Annotated in this window: 14 protein-coding genes; all 14 read right to left on the bottom strand. The window is 70.7% G+C overall.

Annotated elements, in window-relative coordinates:
* Window positions 1–288, bottom strand: a 288-nt coding sequence (locus IL992_RS45895; RefSeq protein ID WP_319018374.1) for a biotin/lipoyl-containing protein, incomplete at its 3' end; no start/stop codon positions are given.
* Between the two features lie 11 nt (window positions 289–299).
* Window positions 300–1,313, bottom strand: coding sequence for an alpha-ketoacid dehydrogenase subunit beta (locus tag IL992_RS06110; RefSeq protein WP_193202339.1), 1,014 nt, complete (start codon window positions 1,311–1,313; stop codon window positions 300–302).
* Between the two features lies 1 nt (window position 1,314).
* On the bottom strand, window positions 1,315–2,367 hold the full coding sequence (gene pdhA, locus IL992_RS06105; RefSeq protein ID WP_264294913.1) for a pyruvate dehydrogenase (acetyl-transferring) E1 component subunit alpha: 1,053 nt from the start codon (window positions 2,365–2,367) through the stop codon (window positions 1,315–1,317).
* 87 nt (window positions 2,368–2,454) lie between these two features.
* The gene (locus IL992_RS06100; protein ID WP_193202337.1) at window positions 2,455–3,246 is read right to left on the bottom strand and encodes an enoyl-CoA hydratase/isomerase family protein; all 792 of its coding nucleotides are present in this window, start codon (window positions 3,244–3,246) and stop codon (window positions 2,455–2,457) included.
* Window positions 3,247–3,426: 180 nt separating this feature from the next.
* Window positions 3,427–4,152, bottom strand: a complete 726-nt coding sequence (locus tag IL992_RS06095) for a thioesterase II family protein (protein WP_193202336.1) — start codon at window positions 4,150–4,152, stop codon at window positions 3,427–3,429.
* Between the two features lie 6 nt (window positions 4,153–4,158).
* Window positions 4,159–5,085 carry a ParB/RepB/Spo0J family partition protein gene (locus IL992_RS06090; protein WP_319018373.1) on the bottom strand — a complete coding sequence of 309 codons (927 nt, stop codon included), beginning with the start codon at window positions 5,083–5,085 and terminating at the stop codon, window positions 4,159–4,161.
* A gap of 842 nt (window positions 5,086–5,927) precedes the next feature.
* Window positions 5,928–7,214 (bottom strand): thymidine phosphorylase, encoded by a 1,287-nt coding sequence (locus tag IL992_RS06085; RefSeq protein WP_193202334.1) that lies wholly within the window; start codon window positions 7,212–7,214, stop codon window positions 5,928–5,930.
* Between the two features lie 9 nt (window positions 7,215–7,223).
* Window positions 7,224–7,613, bottom strand: a complete 390-nt coding sequence (locus tag IL992_RS06080; protein WP_193202333.1) for a cytidine deaminase — start codon at window positions 7,611–7,613, stop codon at window positions 7,224–7,226.
* A complete protein-coding gene (locus IL992_RS06075) occupies window positions 7,610–8,881 on the bottom strand; it encodes an ABC transporter permease (RefSeq protein ID WP_193202332.1) in 1,272 nt (423 codons plus the stop codon). The genes IL992_RS06080 and IL992_RS06075 overlap by 4 nt, the downstream gene beginning before the upstream one ends.
* A 46-nt stretch (window positions 8,882–8,927) precedes the next feature.
* Window positions 8,928–10,058: an ABC transporter permease gene (locus IL992_RS06070; RefSeq protein WP_193202331.1), complete on the bottom strand. Its 1,131-nt coding sequence runs from the start codon at window positions 10,056–10,058 to the stop codon at window positions 8,928–8,930.
* On the bottom strand, window positions 10,055–11,593 hold the full coding sequence (locus IL992_RS06065; RefSeq protein WP_193202652.1) for an ABC transporter ATP-binding protein: 1,539 nt from the start codon (window positions 11,591–11,593) through the stop codon (window positions 10,055–10,057). The genes IL992_RS06070 and IL992_RS06065 overlap by 4 nt, the downstream gene beginning before the upstream one ends.
* Before the next feature lie 101 nt (window positions 11,594–11,694).
* Entirely contained in the window at window positions 11,695–12,708 is a 1,014-nt protein-coding gene (locus IL992_RS06060; protein WP_193202330.1) for a BMP family lipoprotein, read from the bottom strand.
* A 225-nt stretch (window positions 12,709–12,933) separates the two neighbouring features.
* Window positions 12,934–13,974: a BMP family lipoprotein gene (locus IL992_RS06055; protein ID WP_193202329.1), complete on the bottom strand. Its 1,041-nt coding sequence runs from the start codon at window positions 13,972–13,974 to the stop codon at window positions 12,934–12,936.
* Between the two features lie 89 nt (window positions 13,975–14,063).
* Complete coding sequence (locus IL992_RS45890) at window positions 14,064–15,554, bottom strand: serine/threonine-protein kinase (RefSeq protein WP_319018372.1); 1,491 nt, start codon at window positions 15,552–15,554, stop codon at window positions 14,064–14,066.
* Between the last annotated feature and the right edge of the window lie 18 nt (window positions 15,555–15,572).

The following is a 15,572-nucleotide window of genomic DNA, read 5'->3' as shown; positions in this document are numbered from 1 at the left end:
GTCCGGAGCGGACGGGGGTGACGCGTGACCGGGCTGGGGAGCGGTGTCGACGGTGATGATCGGTGTGCCGATCATCACCGTCGACCCCTCGGCGAAATGGATCTCGTGGACCATTCCGCTGTACGGGATGGGTATCTCGACCGTGGCCTTCGCCGTCTCGATCTCGCATACCGGCATGCCGTCGGAGACCGGGTCGCCACGGGAGACATACCAACGGAGGATCTCCGCCTCGTGCAGACCCTCGCCCACGTCGGGCATCTTGAACTCGCGGAAGCGCTGAGCGGTCACGACGGCTCCCGTCAGTAGGCGAGGACGCGCTCGACCGCGTCCAGGATCCGGTCGAGATCAGGCAGGTAGTCACGCTCGGCACGCGCGGGCGGGTAGGGCATGTGATAACCGCCGACCCGCAGCACCGGGGCCTCGAGTTCGTGGAAACACCGCTCGGTGATCCGCGCGGCGATCTCCGCGCCCGCCCCGAAGAACACCGGGGCCTCGTGCACCACGACCAGCCGCCCGGTCCTGCCCACCGACTCCGCGATCGTGTCGAAGTCGATGGGCGAGATGGACCGCAGATCGACGACCTCCAGGCCGGCGCCCTCGGCCGCGGCCACGGCCGCCGCGTCCAGGCAGGGCCGGATCGCCGGGCCGTAGCCGGCGACCGTCACGTCGCTTCCCTCCCGCACGACCCGGGCCACGTGGAGTCCCGTGGCGGGTGCCACGACGTCCACCTCGCCCTTGTCGTAGTAGCGGCCCTTGGGCTCCAGGAAGATCACGGGATCGTCGTGTCCGACGGCCTGCAGCAGCATCGCGTAGGCGTCTTGCGCGGTGGACGGCGTCACCACCCGTAAGCCCGCGACGTGGGCGAACAGGGCCTCCGGCGACTCGCCGTGATGCTCGACCGCGCCGATGCCGCCGCCGTACGGGATGCGGATCACCAGCGGGAGACCGACGGCGCCTCCGGCCCGCGCCCGCATCTTCGCGAGCTGCGTGACGATCTGGTTGTAGGCGGGAAAGACGAAGCCGTCGAACTGGATCTCCACCACCGGCCGGTAGCCGCGCAGGGCCAGCCCGATCGCCGTGCCCACGATGCCCGACTCCGCGAGGGGCGTGTCGAGGACCCGGTCGCCGCCGAACTCCTCCTGCAAGCCGTCGGTCACCCGGAAGACGCCGCCCAGCCGGCCGATGTCCTCGCCCATGAGGACGACCTTCCGGTCCTCGGACAGCGCGCGGCGCAGCGCCTCGTTGATCGCCTTCGCGACCGTGAGCGTGCGGACGGGCGACGGCCTCGTCGCGACCTCGTGAACGGCGGTCATCTCAGCTCACCTCCGCGTCGAGGAACGACGCCTGATAGTCGAGGAAGCCGTCCCGCTCCTCGTCCACGAGCGGATGACCGCCCGCGTACGTGGCCCCGAAGAACTCGCTGAGCGGCGGGTCGGGCATGGAGCGGACGCTGTCCCGGATGCGGACGGCGAGCCGTTCGCTCCTCTCCTCGACCTCGTCGAGGAAGTCCGGATCTGCCCATCCGTTCTTGTCCAGGTGCGTCCTGAGTCGCGCGATCGGATCCCTGCGCGCCCATTCCTCCACCTCCGCGGCATCCCGGTATCGCGTCGGGTCGTCCGCGGTGGTGTGCGCGCCCATCCGGTAGGTGAACGCCTCCACGAGCATCGGTCCCTCTCCCCGGCGCGCCCGGTCGAGCGCGGCGCGGGTCACGGCGAGACAGGCCAGCACGTCGTTGCCGTCCACTCGCACGCCGGTGAAGCCGAACCCGGCGGCCCGCCGGTAGAGCGGGACCCGGCTCTGCCGGTCCACCCGCTCAGAGATCGCCCATTGGTTGTTCTGGCAGAAGAAGACCACGGGGGCGTTGTAGACGGCGGCGAAGTTGAACGCCTCGTTCACGTCGCCCTGGCTGGTCGCGCCGTCCCCGAAGTAGACGATGACCGCCGTGTCGGCGCCGTCGTAGCCCACGCCCATCGCGTATCCGGTCGCGTGCAGCGTCTGAGCGCCGATGACCAGCGTGTAGAGGTGGAAGTTCCGCTCCGCGGGATCCCAGCCTCCGTGGGTCACTCCCCGGAACATCCGGAAAAGACGCAGCGGATCGACGTCGCGGACGAGCGCCACCGCGTGATCGCGGTAGCTCGGGAAGGCATGGTCGTCCTCGCGCAGCGCGTACGCCGAACCGACCTGCGCCGCTTCCTGGCCCAGCAGCGAAGGCCACAGGCACAGTTCTCCCTGCCGCTGCAGGGTGACCCCCTCGGCGTCGACCCGGCGTGCCGTGACCATGGCCGAGTACAACGTCCGGAGCAGCTCGGGATCGGTCTCGAGGTCGTAGCGGGGATGGTGCACCCGCTCGCCCTCGGGTGTCAGCAACTGGATCACATCCGGTTCGCGGGCAGGGTTTCCCACTCCCCCGCCCCGCGGACCTGCCTCGGCAACAGACAAGGCCTCCTCCGATCCTCAGGGCCGGGCGGACGCGGCCGCGAAGTCGGCGGCTCGCCGTTGGGCGAACGCCGCGACGCCCTCCCGCCCGGCCGGGCTGTCCGCACACTCCGCGACCGCCGCGGCCTCCGCGTCGAGGTGCTCGGCGAAGGTCCGCTCCGGCGCTTCCCACAGCAGCCTCTTGATGCGCGCGTGGCTGCCGGTGGGGCCCGCCGCGAGACTCGTGGCCACGGCCAGCGCGTGATCCGCCACCTCGAAGTCGGGCACCACACGGGTGAGCAGGCCGATCCGGAACGCCTGCTCGCCCGTCAGCACCGTGTCCGTGAGGATCAGGTCGCGGGCTCGGTTGAACCCCACGGAGCGCTGCAGCGTCCAGGAAAGACCGCCGTCGGGGGAATAGCCGAGCGACGAATACGCCGCGCGGAACCGCGTCGACGGGCCGCCGACGACGACGTCCGCCGCGCAGGCCAGGCTCATACCCGCGCCCGCCGCCCAGCCCTGGACACCGGCCACCACCGGGGCCGGCGCCTCGACCAGCGCCATCAGGAAATCATGGAACTCGGCGGCGAACCCGCCGACCACCGCTGCGGGATCATCGGCGCTCGCGAACGCCTTGACGTTTCCCCCGGTGCAGAAGTTCTCTCCCTGCCCGATCAGCAGGATGGCCCCGGCGTCCGTTCCCAGTGAACGGATCGTCGAAGCGAACCGGGTCATCATCGCGTGATTCAAAGAGCATCCCGCGGACCGCGTCGAAATGACGCAGCGCAGCAATCCATTGTCGAATCGAATATGATCAGATTTCTCCGGCACTTACGCTCCTGGATTCATGGAGACGATACGAGAACCCGTTCCGCAAGTAATTATCGGACGGGACCGGGACGTGCCTGCAGTATTTACCGCAGGCCCGCGCGTACGCCAGGCGTTCAGGTCACGGCCGTGCCCGTGCAACCGCCGGTTCTTCGCACTTGCACACCGAAGGCGCGCCGAATTTCAGCGGGTCATCGCACGGGTGACCTGCGAGAGCGCGGAACCGAGCTCGCGGAAGAAAATATCCTGCGACTCTCGGGGGAAAAAGTGCCCTCCGGGAATCGCGCGGAAAGTGCAGTCGGCGGTGGTGTAGTAACGCCAGGCGGCGGCGTCCTCGACCGGGACCAGCGGGTCGTCGGCCCCGGCGAACACGTCGATGGGACAGGGCAGGAGCGGCCTCCCCGGCGCACGCCGGGGGCTGTCCCCGCAGACGCGCAGGTCCTCCCGGACGAGCGTCAGGGTCCGTTCGAGCCGATTCGGGTCTTCCAGCAGGATCGACGCCGTGGACGGCAGCCGGGAGATGCCGATCAGCATGTCGGCCAGGGCGCCGTCACTCAGGCTTCCGACCTCGTTCAGCACATGCGCCAGATGGGGTGCCGCGAAGGCGCCGACGAGCAGCCTTTCAGGAGGTGTCCACCCGCTCTCGACGAGCGACCTCGCCAGCCTGTAGGCCACCATGGCCCCCATGCTGTGGCCGTAGAAGACGTACGGGCCGGTCAGCCGCGGGCCGAGTCGCCCCCTCAGGGCGGCGGTCAGCGATTCGGTGTCGGCGTGGCGCGCACCCCAGCCGTCGCGTCCGCGCCCCGGGAGCTCGACGGCGACGACCTCGACGCCCGGCCCGAGCGCCCGCTGCCAGCCGGCGAAGGCCGCGGCGCTGCCTCCGGCGTGATGGAAGGCGAACAGTCGCAAGCGTCGTCATCCCTCCGCCCGCGCCCCATACCGCACCGATCTCCGCTCGAGATCGTCGGCGAACTCCGCCCACGCGGCGGCGCCTTCCCTGGCCATGCGGCAGACCATGCCGACACAGTGCTCGGGCACCGCGTCGAGCAACCGGTCCCACTCCGGCCTTATCGAGGCGGTGGCGCTCAACAGCCGGAGGAGGGACCGGCCACGCTCTCCGGACCGCAGGGAGGGATCCTTGATGAGGATGTTCAACAGCGACATCTGGCTTCGGCCAGGCTCGGGTCCGCGCGGAGAGGCCGGCCCGGGGCGGGAGGGGACGCTGCGCAGCCGGACGCCCACGGCGGCCGGCTGGTTCCGGGACTCCGGCCCAGGCCGCCGATCGGCCGGCCGCAAGGAGATGGGCAAGGGGTCCTCCCCCCTGCTGAGCCGGTCACGGACATCACGCACCGTGCCCGGCGATATCCCCGCCTCCTTGGCGATCTGCCGCAGCGAGGCCTGCGGCCTCTCGGCGATGAGTTCGGCCGCCCGAATCCGGCCGGCGGAACTGTCGAGCGGACGGACCCGTCCGTCCTGTCCCACCCGCGCCGCCGGCTGTACGTCACCGGGAAGCGCGGCGCGGCGGATGTCGCTGACGGTCCGTGCGGACAGGCCCGCGATCCTGGCGATCACCCGGTCCGACCAGTACGGATGCGAGCGGACGATCCGTTCCGCCGCCGCCGTCCGGTCGCGCATGGCCAGCGGCAGGCCGTGAGCGGTGTTCTCCCTCACGGCGATCACGAAGGCGTCCCGTTCGTCGCCGTCGAAGAACCGCACGCGGATGGTCTCCTCCCCCCGGAGCACCGCCGCCCGCAGCCGGTGCATTCCATCGACGATTCGCATGCTGGGACGGTGCACGATTATCGGCGGCAGCACGGTGTCCAGGCCTGACAGCAGACGCACGTGCTGGAAATCCTCCCCGATGCTCCGCGGCGAGTCCGCCGGGAGCAGGGAACTTATCGAAACGATCTGAATCGCAGAAAGCCGGGGCCGGTACTCCTCGCTCAGTTCCTCATCCCCCGAGCGAGTCTCGCCCGACGCGGTCGCGTCGACCTCGGTAGCCAACGTTGTTCCCCCTTCTGGCGCAGTCGTACTCGCTTCCCCTGTTCGTTTCCCGGCCGCCCGGCCGGGCCGGCGCCTCCCGTGCAGTGCCGCTTCCATCCGGACGCGACGTCATGACTGTGCCGTTGATCCCCGTACGGCTGGTGCCTGATCCTCGTGGACGCGGGACATCGCGTCAGTCCCGGAACGACCGGACGCGTGGGACCCGCCGTGTGAAATGCCTGACCAGGCCCGTGGACGCATGGCGGATTCGGACAACCCGATGCATGTGCGCATGGCTCGACGGCCTGCTCACGACACCCCCGTAGATGCGGTAGCAGCTCACCTCGATGCGAGGATCACCCGGTCCAGTACGCCGTTTGCGGGCGGTGAACAGGGAGTTTTGCTGACACCGGTCAAGATACGTACTCGGCCGAAAATTCGTCAATCGCCACAAAATGGGGATGCACACCAGTTAACGCCTGCCCGAAATAGCGGCGTGACCGGCCTCCGCGGTAGCCGTCGATGTCGCAGCGACAACCCGGCGTGCGGCGGGGACGTCATAGTACTGCCAATACCCGGTTAAATACACACAGGAATTTCGTCCCGGCCCTTTCACCGGTACAGAGCGCTCATGTGCATCGCCCGCCGGCTACGGAACGCGACCGGCCCGTTCGTTCACGGGCCGGCGGCGGCGTCGACGGTCAGGCGGTGAGGCGGTCGATCACCAGCGGGAGCAGGTCGGCGCCGTCCTGGTCGCCGATCTCGTACGCCCCTTCGAGGGCCTGGAGGGCCCGGTCGAACCGGCCGGCCTCGTCGGCGTACAGGGTCATCAGCGGGGCTCCGGCGCGCACCGTCTCGCCGGGCTTGGCGTGCAGGACGATGCCCGCGCCCGCCGACACCGGGTCCTCCTTGCGGGCCCGTCCGGCGCCGAGCCGCCAGGCCGCCAGGCCGACCTTGAGCGCGTCGAGCGTGCGCAGCGTGCCCGAGGCGGGGGCCGTGACCACGGCCGACTCGGCGGCCGTCGGCAGCGGCGCGTCCGGATCGCCGCCCTGGGCGACGATCATGCGCCGCCAGGCGTCCATCGCCGAGCCGTCCTTCAGCGCCTCCTCGGGGTCCCTGGCGCCCGGGACGGCGGCGGCCTCCAGCATCTCCCTGGCCAGCCGTACGGTGAGTTCCACCACGTCGGCGGGGCCGCCGCCGGCGAGCACCTCGACGGCCTCCTCGACCTCCAGCGCGTTGCCCACCTTCAGGCCGAGCGGCCGGTCCATCGCGGTCAGCAGGGCGACCGTGCGCACTCCGGCGTCGGTGCCGAGCTCGACCATCGTCCGCGCCAGCTCCCGGGCGTCGTCCACGTTCTTCATGAACGCGCCCGAGCCGGCCTTCACGTCGAGCACGAGCGATCCCGTGCCCTCGGCGATCTTCTTGGACATGATCGAGGAGGCGATCAGCGGGATCGACTCGACCGTGCCGGTGACGTCGCGCAGCGCGTAGAGCTTCTTGTCGGCCGGCGCGAGGCCCGCGCCCGCCGCGCACACGACCGCCCCGGCCGAGCGGATCACGGCGAGCATCTCGTCGTTCGACAGCGACGCCCGCCAGCCGGGGATCGACTCCAGTTTGTCCAGCGTGCCGCCGGTGTGCCCGAGGCCCCGCCCGGACAGCTGCGGCACGTACGCGCCGCAGGCGGCGACCAGCGGGGCCAGCGGCAGAGTGATCTTGTCGCCGACCCCGCCGGTGGAGTGCTTGTCGGCCGTGGGCCGGTCGAGGGAGGACCAGTCCATCCGCTCCCCCGACCTGATCATGGCCTGGGTCCAGTCCGCGATCTCCCTGCGGTTCATGCCGTTGAGCAGGATCGCCATCAGCAGCGCCGACATCTGCTCGTCGGCCACCTCGCCCCGCGTGTACGCGTCGATCACCCAGTCGATCTGGGCGGTCGGCAGCTCACCCCGGTCGCGCTTGGCGATGATGACCTCGATCGCGTCGAACCCCACGCTTCCCCCTTATCGCGACAGATCTTCGGGCCCGAAGGCGAACGGCAGGAAGTCGGCCATCCGCATCGGCCCTTCGGGCGTCTCCACCAGCAGGTCCCGCCCGCCGTGCTCGAACAGAAGCTGGCGGCAGCGGCCGCACGGCATCAGCAGCTCGCCGTGGCCGTCCACGCAGGTGAAGGCCACCAGCCTGCCGCCGCCGCTCGCGTGCAGCGCCGAGACGAGCCCGCACTCGGCGCACAGCCCCACGCCGTACGAGGCGTTCTCCACGTTGCAGCCGGTCACGACCCGGCCGTCGTCGACGAGCGCCGCCGCCCCCACGGGAAACTTCGAGTACGGCGCGTACGCGTGGGCCATGGCCTCGCGGGCCGCGACCCGCAGCGCCTCCCAGTCGATGCTCATTTCGCCTGCCCCCTTCGATACGGGACGCCGTCGGCCGCCGGCATGCGCAGCCGTTGTGAGGCCAGCGACAGCACCAGCAGCGTGGTCAGGTGGGGGGTGAACGAGGTGAACTGCTCCGGCACGGTGTCGGTCACGGCGAACACCACGAACACCGCGATCGCCACGACCCCGGTGATCAGGGCCGCGACCCCGCGCCGCTGCCGTACGAGCTGGTAGACCGCCACCGCGACGAGCAGCAGCGCGACGACGAACAGCAGCGCGTGCACCGAGATTCCGCCCTGGCGGAGCTGCAGCGCGTCGGTGTAGCCGAACAGCGCCGCGCCCCCGGCGAGCCCGCCGGGACGCCAGTTGCCGAAAATCATGGCGGCGAGGCCGATGTAGCCGCGCCCGCCCGTCTGCCCGTCACGGTAGATCCCCGCGGCCACCAGCGACAGGAACGCGCCGCCGAGACCGGCGAGCACACCGGAGACGAGCACGGCGGCCCACTTGTACAGGTAGACGTTGACGCCCAGCGACTCCGCCGCGACCGGCCGCTCGCCGCACGCCCGCAGGCGCAGGCCGAACGGCGTGCGCCACAGGATGTAGAACGACAGCGGGACCAGCAGGATCGCCAGGATCGTGAACCAGGACACGCCCTGGGTGATGCCCCGCAGCACGCCCGCGAAGTCCGACAGCACGAACCAGTGCTTGGCCTCGACGGTCCGCAGCGGGTCGTCGAGGAAGCTCAGGCTCACCGTGCCCATCTTGGGCAGCGGCGGCGAGTTCTTCGTCCCGCCGCCCGGCATGCCGTCGAAGACGAGCTGGGACAGGTACTGGGTGAAGCCGACGCCGACGATGTTGATCGCCACGCCGGAGATGATGTGGTCGACGCCGAAGGTCACGGTCGCGACGGCGTGGATCACCGCGCCCAGCGCCCCGCCGACGGCGCCGGCGACCACGCCCGCCCAGGGGCTGTGGAACTGGAGGGCGCCCCAGGCCCCGAACCAGGTGCCGAGCACCATCATGCCTTCGAGGCCGATGTTGACCACACCGGCCCGCTCCGACCACAGGCCGCCGAGACCGGCGAGCCCGATCGGCACGGCGAGGCCGAGCGCGGCGCTGACCGTGCCCGCCGAGGTGATGTCGTTCGCGCCGGTCACCAGCCGCGCGATCGACAGCAGCACCACCAGCCCGGCCAGGCCGAGCAGGAGCACCGGCGCCGACAGCCGGAAGCGCCGCGCCGGGGGCGTCTCGACCGGGCGTTCGACCGGGAGGTCCGTCGCCGTCATGCCGTCTCCTCGATTCCGTCCGGCTCCTCGATCCCGTCCGGCCCTGTCATGCCGCCGCCTCCGCCTTCGGCGCCTCCTGCGGCGCGGCGAGCTCGCGGCTGACCCTGCGCTGCTCGGCGACGATCCGGTAGCGGTGGACCAGCTCGTACGCGATGATCACGGAGATCACGACGACGCCCTGCATGATCTGCACGATCTCCTTGGAGATGTCGAGCAGCTGGAGCTGGTTGGACGAGTTTTCCAGGAAGCTCCACAGCAGCGCGCCGACCGCCATGCCGACCGGGTTGTTGCGGCCGAGCAGGGCGATCGCGATGCCCGTGAAGCCGAGGCCGGCCGGGAAGTTGTTGCTGTACTTGTAGGAGGCGCCGAGCAGTTCCGGCATGCCGATCAGACCGGCGACCGCGCCCGACATGACCATCGTGACGACGATCATCTTCTTCACGCTGACCCCGCTGGCCACCGCCGCCGACTCGGACTTGCCGGTCGCCCGCAGCTCGAAGCCGAACCGGGTGCGGTTGAGCACGACCCAGTACGCGACGCCGAGCAGGACCGCGACCACGATGAAGCCGTTGACCAGCACCGGCGTGCCGGCGATGAGCGGGATGCCCGGCATGTGCGCGTCGTCGGGGATCGGCCTGGTGCCGAGGTCGTTGCCCGTCAGCACACCGAAGTGCTCGCTGACCAGCCACGACCCGAGGCCGGTGGCGATCGCGTTCAGCATGATGGTCGAGATGACCTCGCTCACGCCCCGGTACACCCGGAGCAGACCGGCGATCGCGGCCCACAGGGCGCCGACGACCACCGCGACGACGACCACGAGGACGATGTTGAGCACGCCGGGCACCACGGCGGCGCCGCCGAGCCCGGCGGCGACCACGGCCGCGAGCCGATACTGGCCGTCCACGCCGATGTTGAAGAGGTTCATCCGGAAGCCGACGGCCACCGCGAGCGCGGAGATGTAGTACATGACCCCGGTGTTGAGGATCATGGCCATCGACCGCGGCTGGGTGCCGTAGTCCGCGAGGGTGGTGAACGCCTCCACGGGCGCCTTGCCCGCGACGAGCAGGACCGCCGAGGTGATCAGCACCGCGAAGACGACCGCGATGACCGGCGCGGCGACGGCGAGCCAGCCGCCCAGCCGCACCCGGCCGAGCACCCGGTCGAGGAACCCGTTCATACCGTCTCCTCCCCGGCGCCGGTCATCGCCGAGCCCAGTTGCTCGGGGGTCACGTTCGCGGGATCGACGTCGGCGACGATCCTGCCGCGCAGGATCACCTTGAGCGTGTCGGACAGCCCGATCAGCTCGTCGAGGTCCGCGGAGATCAGCAGCACCGCCAGCCCGGCGGCGCGCGCCGTACGCAGGTGGTCCCAGATCGCCGCCTGCGCGCCGATGTCCACGCCGCGCGTGGGGTGGCTGGCGATGAGCAGCACGGGGTCGCCGCTCATCTCCCGCCCGACGATCAGCTTCTGCTGGTTGCCGCCGGACAGCGTGGCCGCGTCCACGTCGATGCCGGGGGTGCGCACGTCGTACTCCTCGACGATGCGCCGCGTGTCGGCCCGCGCGCCCGCGCGGTCGATCCACGGGCCCTTGACGTTGGGCCGGCGGGTCTGGTGACCGAGGATGCGGTTCTCCCAGAGCGGCGACTCCAGCAGCAGGCCGTGCCGGTGGCGGTCCTCGGGGATGTAGCCGATGCCGCCCGCGCGCCGTCTGAGGGTCGACCACTGGGAGATGTCGGCGCCGGCGAGCGTGAGCGCGCCCGCCTCGCAGGGGCGCATACCCATGATCGCCTCGACGAGCTCCGCCTGGCCGTTGCCCTCGACGCCCGCGATGCCGAGCACCTCGCCCTTGTGGATGTCGAAGCTCACGTTCTCGACCACCGGCCGCCCGTCGCCGGTGCGCACGGTCAGGTCGCGTACGGACAGGGCGACGACGTCGGTGACGGTCGACTCGCGGGTCTCGGGGCTGGGCAGCTCGCTGCCGACCATGAGCTCGGCGAGCTTGCGGGAGGTGACGTCCTTGGGATTCACGGTCGCCACGGTGGTGCCGCGCCGGATCACGGTGATCTCGTCGGCCACCCGCAGGACCTCGTCCAGCTTGTGGGAGATGAACAGGATCGTCAGCCCCTCGCGGACCAGGCCGCGCAGGTTGTCGAACAGCTCGTCCACCTCGTGGGGCACGAGCACGGCGGTCGGCTCGTCCAGGATCAGGATGCGGGCGCCCCGGTAGAGCACCTTCAGGATCTCCACCCGCTGGCGGTCGCCGACCCCCAGGTCCTCCACCGGCACGTCCGGCCGCACGCCCAGGCCGTACGCGTCGGAGATCTCCTTGATCTTCTTACGCGCGGCGGCGAAGTCGAGGGCGAGGCCGCCGCGGCGCGGCTCGCTGCCCAGAACCACGTTCTCCAGCACGGTCAGGTTGTCGGCCAGCATGAAGTGCTGGTGGACCATGCCGATGCCGGCGTCGATGGCGTCCGCGGGGGTGTGGAAGCCCACGGGCGACCCGTTGACGCGGATCACGCCCTCGTCGGGGCGCTGCATCCCGTACAGGATCTTCATCAGCGTGGACTTCCCCGCGCCGTTCTCGCCGACGATGGCGTGGATGTGCCCTTTGGCGACGCGGAGGTGGATGTCGCTGTTGGCGACGACTCCCGGGAACCTCTTGGTGATCCCGGTGAGTTCTACTGCGGGTTCCGTAACGGTCGCGGCGGTAATGTCGGCCTCCTCCTCGCGGAGTGCCCGGTGACGGTCAAGTGATAGTGAGAGTAGAGCAAAGGGCCCGGGGCGGGTGCCTCCGGGCCCCTCGATTACGCAGGTCAGGACGTCGGGACCGTGATCTCGCCGTTGATGATCTTCTGCTTGTACTCGTCGATCTTCGACTTGATGTCGTCGATCTTGCCGCCGGTCGTGGAGTAGTCCACGCCGCCCGCCTTGAGGTCGTAGACCGACGGGCCCGACTTGACCGCGCCGGTGGTGTAGTTCTTCAGGAAGTCGAAGACCGCCACGTCGACCTTCTTGATCATCGAGGTGATGATCACGTCCTTGAAGTCGGCGTACGCCGGGAGCGCCGCCTGGTCGGAGTCGACGCCGATCGCCATCGCGTTCGCGGCCTTGGCCGCCTCGAAGACGCCCGCGCCCGAACCGCCGGCCGCCTGGTAGACCACGTCCGCGCCGGCGTCGTACATGCCCTGCGCGGCCGTCTTGCCCTTGGCCGGGTCACCGAAGCCGCCGAAGTCCGGGGGCTGGGTGAGGTACTTGCTCTGGATCTTGATGTCCGGCTTGACGGCCTTCGCACCGGCCTCGAAGCCCGCCTCGAACTTGTGGATCAGCGGCACGTCGACGCCGCCCACGAAGCCGACGTTGCCCTTCTCGGACTTGAGCGCCGCCGCGGCCCCGACGAGGAACGACCCCTGCTCCTCGGCGAACATCAGGTTCGTGATGTTGTCGCCCTTGGCGGCGTCGTCGTCCACGATGGCGAACTTGACGTCGGGGAACTCCTTGGCGACCTTCGCCACGGAGCCGGAGTACGCGAAGCCCACCGCGATGACCGGGTTGTAGCCCCCGGAGGCGAGCAGGCGCAGCCGCTCCTCCTTCTGGGCGTCGGTCTCGCCCGCGGTCGCCTCGAGTTCCTTCTTCTGGACCTTGAGCTCCGACTCGGCCTTGTCCAGGCCGGCCGCGGCCGCGTCGTTGAAGGAACCGTCGCCGCGGCCACCGATGTCGTACGCCAGGCCGACCTTGATCTGCGAGGCGGCGGGCGCGGAGGACGCGCCGGCCGAGGCCTCGGTCGTGGCGGTGTCGTCGCCGCCACCCCCACACGCGGCTGCGGCCATGAGCAAGGCTCCGCCCGCGGTGGCGGCGGCCAGTCTGCTGATTCGATTGTGGAGCAAGGTCGTGACTCCCCTTCCGTTCCCCGCCCGTCTGACTCTCGTCGCACGCACGCAGGAACGCACGGCAACCCTGCACGGAAGATAGTTGTTTGACCTGCATAGACCAAACCCGCACACCAGTCCGCAACATGTCCGTTATTGAGCCCAGTCCGCACCGTGACCAGGGTGTCAGCCTGGGGAAACCTTGACCCTGCCGTGGATGATCTCCTGCTTGAGCTGCTCCAGGCGCGGCTGGATGTCGGTGATGTGGCCGCCGGTGAGGGTGTAGTCGACGCCGCCGAGCTTCAGGTCGTACACGACGCGGCCGCTGGTGACGGTGTGGTCGACGACGTCGGCGAGGTAGTCGTAGACCGCGACGTCGATCCTTTTGATCATCGAGGTGAGGATCACGTGGCGCACGGCCGGGTCGGCGCTCTTGGCCTGGTCGTAGTCGACGCCGATGGCCCACGCTCCGGCCTTCTTCGCCGCGCGGAACACCCCGGCCCCCGAGGCCCCGGCCACCTGGTAGACCACGTCGGCGCCCGCCCGGTACATGCGCCGGGCGGCCTGCCGCGCCTTGTCCGGCCGTTCGAAGCCGCTCAGGTCCTGCGGGCCCGTGAGGTAGGCGATCCTGATCCGCGCCCGCGGGTTCACGTGTTTCACGCCCTGGACGTAGCCGGCCTCGAACTTCCTGACCAGCGGCGACCGGTTGCCCCCGACCAAGCCGACGTCGCCGGTGCGCGACTTCATCGCCGCCACCGCACCCATCAGGAACGAGCCCTGCTCCGAGGCGAACAGCAGGTTCGTGATGTTGGGACCGGACACCGTCGGCTCGTCCACGATCGCGAACCGTGTTCTGCGGAACTTCGGGGCGATGCTCGCCAGCGCCGGCGCGTACGAGTAGCCGACGGCGATGATCGGGTCGTAGCCGGCCTCGGCGAGCGCCCGCACCCGCTCCACCTTCCGGGCGGCGGGCTCGCCCGGCGCGGCCGCGACCTCCCGCACCCGCATGCCGCTCAGGTTGCGCTTGGCCTCGTCGACTCCGGCGGCCGCGGCGTCGTTGTACGACTTGTCGCCCCGTCCGCCGATGTCGTAGACGAGCCCGACCCGCAGCGGAACGGTGGGCGGCGACGCGGTCTCCACCCTGCCGCCGCATCCCGCGACGGCGGTCACGGCGACGGCGACGACGCCCGCCGTCACCGTACGGAACGCCCGCAATCGGATCTCCAAACCGCTGGTGGTCCCACGGTCCGCGATACCCGCTGGGCGCGCGGGAGAACGCGCCACGCAAACGCTCTGACAGATTTATCCCATTTGAGTTAATTCGTGCGGGTAAGAGATCCCGAGTATCGAACGGCCTGTTCCCCTTCGCGCGTCACCGCGAAGTCGGCCGCGCTCTCGCCCCGCCAGGTGATCGAGACGCTTCCGGGATAACAGGCGTCGCCCTTCACCTGGTCGAGGGTCAGCACGAGCACCTCGCCCGACCCGCTCGCGGGGGTGAGACGGCCGGAGCAGTGCAGGTCGGCGCCCCACCTCATCCGCGCCGCGCCGGTCAGATGGATTTCGACCGGGAAGACCCGGTCGGCCGAGGGGTAGTGTGCGACACCCGTCCACGTACCGCCGGGGCGCCCGCCTTCGCGGGCCGTCAGCACCCACGCGACGCCCGCCGCGACACCGGCCGCGACGAGGACGGCGAGTAAGGCGGCCGGCGCGACCGCGCGCGCTCGCCCGCGACGCCGCCCACCGGTCGCAGCGGTCACGCCGGTCCCGCCGTGCTCCGCCGGCCGGTCGCCGGTTCGCTCGGGTTCGGCCTGCTCTGGTCTGGCCTGCTCTGGTCTGGCCTGCTCTGATCTGGCCTGCTCTGGTCCGGCCTGCTCGGCGTCGGCCCGCTCCCCGGGCCGCACCCGGAATCGACGCGGCTCCTGCTCGTGCCATGGCCGCGTGACGGATTCGGAAGCGATGGGACCAGGAGCGGCGGAACCAGGCGCCGCCGGACTCGGCCGCCCCGTGGGTCGGTCGAGCAGGGCGCTCAGCACCTGTCCGGCGTCCGGCCGGTCGGCGGGCTCCGCGGCCAGGCACGCCATGACGAGGTCCTTCAGCAGACCGGTGAGCGGCCCCAGGTCGGGCGTGCCGTACAGGATGCGGGCCATGACGGCCGCGTACGTGTCACCGGTGTAGGCGTGCCGTCCGCTCGCCGCGTAGACGAGTGTGAGCGCCCAGCAGAACACGTCCGCCGCCGGCCCGGCCGGTCGCCCCTCGAGCTGCTCCGGCGCGATGTAGGCCGGGGTGCCGACCGGATTCCCGGTCGTCGCGGTGGCGTCGGCGAGCCGGGAGATGCCGAAGTCGACGACCCGCAGCCCGTCCGAGCCGAGGAGCACGTTGCCCGGCTTGAAGTCGCGGTGGACGACACCCGCCCGGTGGATCGCGGCCAGCGCGGTGGCCGTCCCCACGGCGACCCGGTCCAGGTCGCCGCCCGTCCGCGGGCCCGCCGCCGTCACGTGCTCGCGCAGCGACGGGCCGTCGACGTACTCGCTCACGATGTACGGCCGGTCGCCGTCGAGGTCGGCGTCGAGGACCTGGGCGGTGCAGAAGGGCGCGACCCGGCGCACCGCCTCGATCTCACGGGCGAAGGCGCGCCGGGCGGAGGTGCCGTCGACCCGGGCGTGCAGGAGCTTCACTGCCACCGGCCCGCCCGACGCGCCGGCGCCGAGGAAGACGACCCCCTGGCCGCCCACACCCAGGCGGCCGTCGAGGCGGTAGTCCCCGAGGCGCGGGGGATCCTCGGGACGCAGGGGGGAGACGTCGGGCACGACGGCGTGCGGCTCAGG

This window comes from Microbispora sitophila (assembly GCF_014892245.1).
GTDB classification, from domain to species: Bacteria; Actinomycetota; Actinomycetes; order Streptosporangiales; family Streptosporangiaceae; genus Microbispora; species Microbispora siamensis.
Note: the sequence above shows the minus strand (reverse complement) of the source record. Positions and strands in the feature narration are given on the sequence as shown.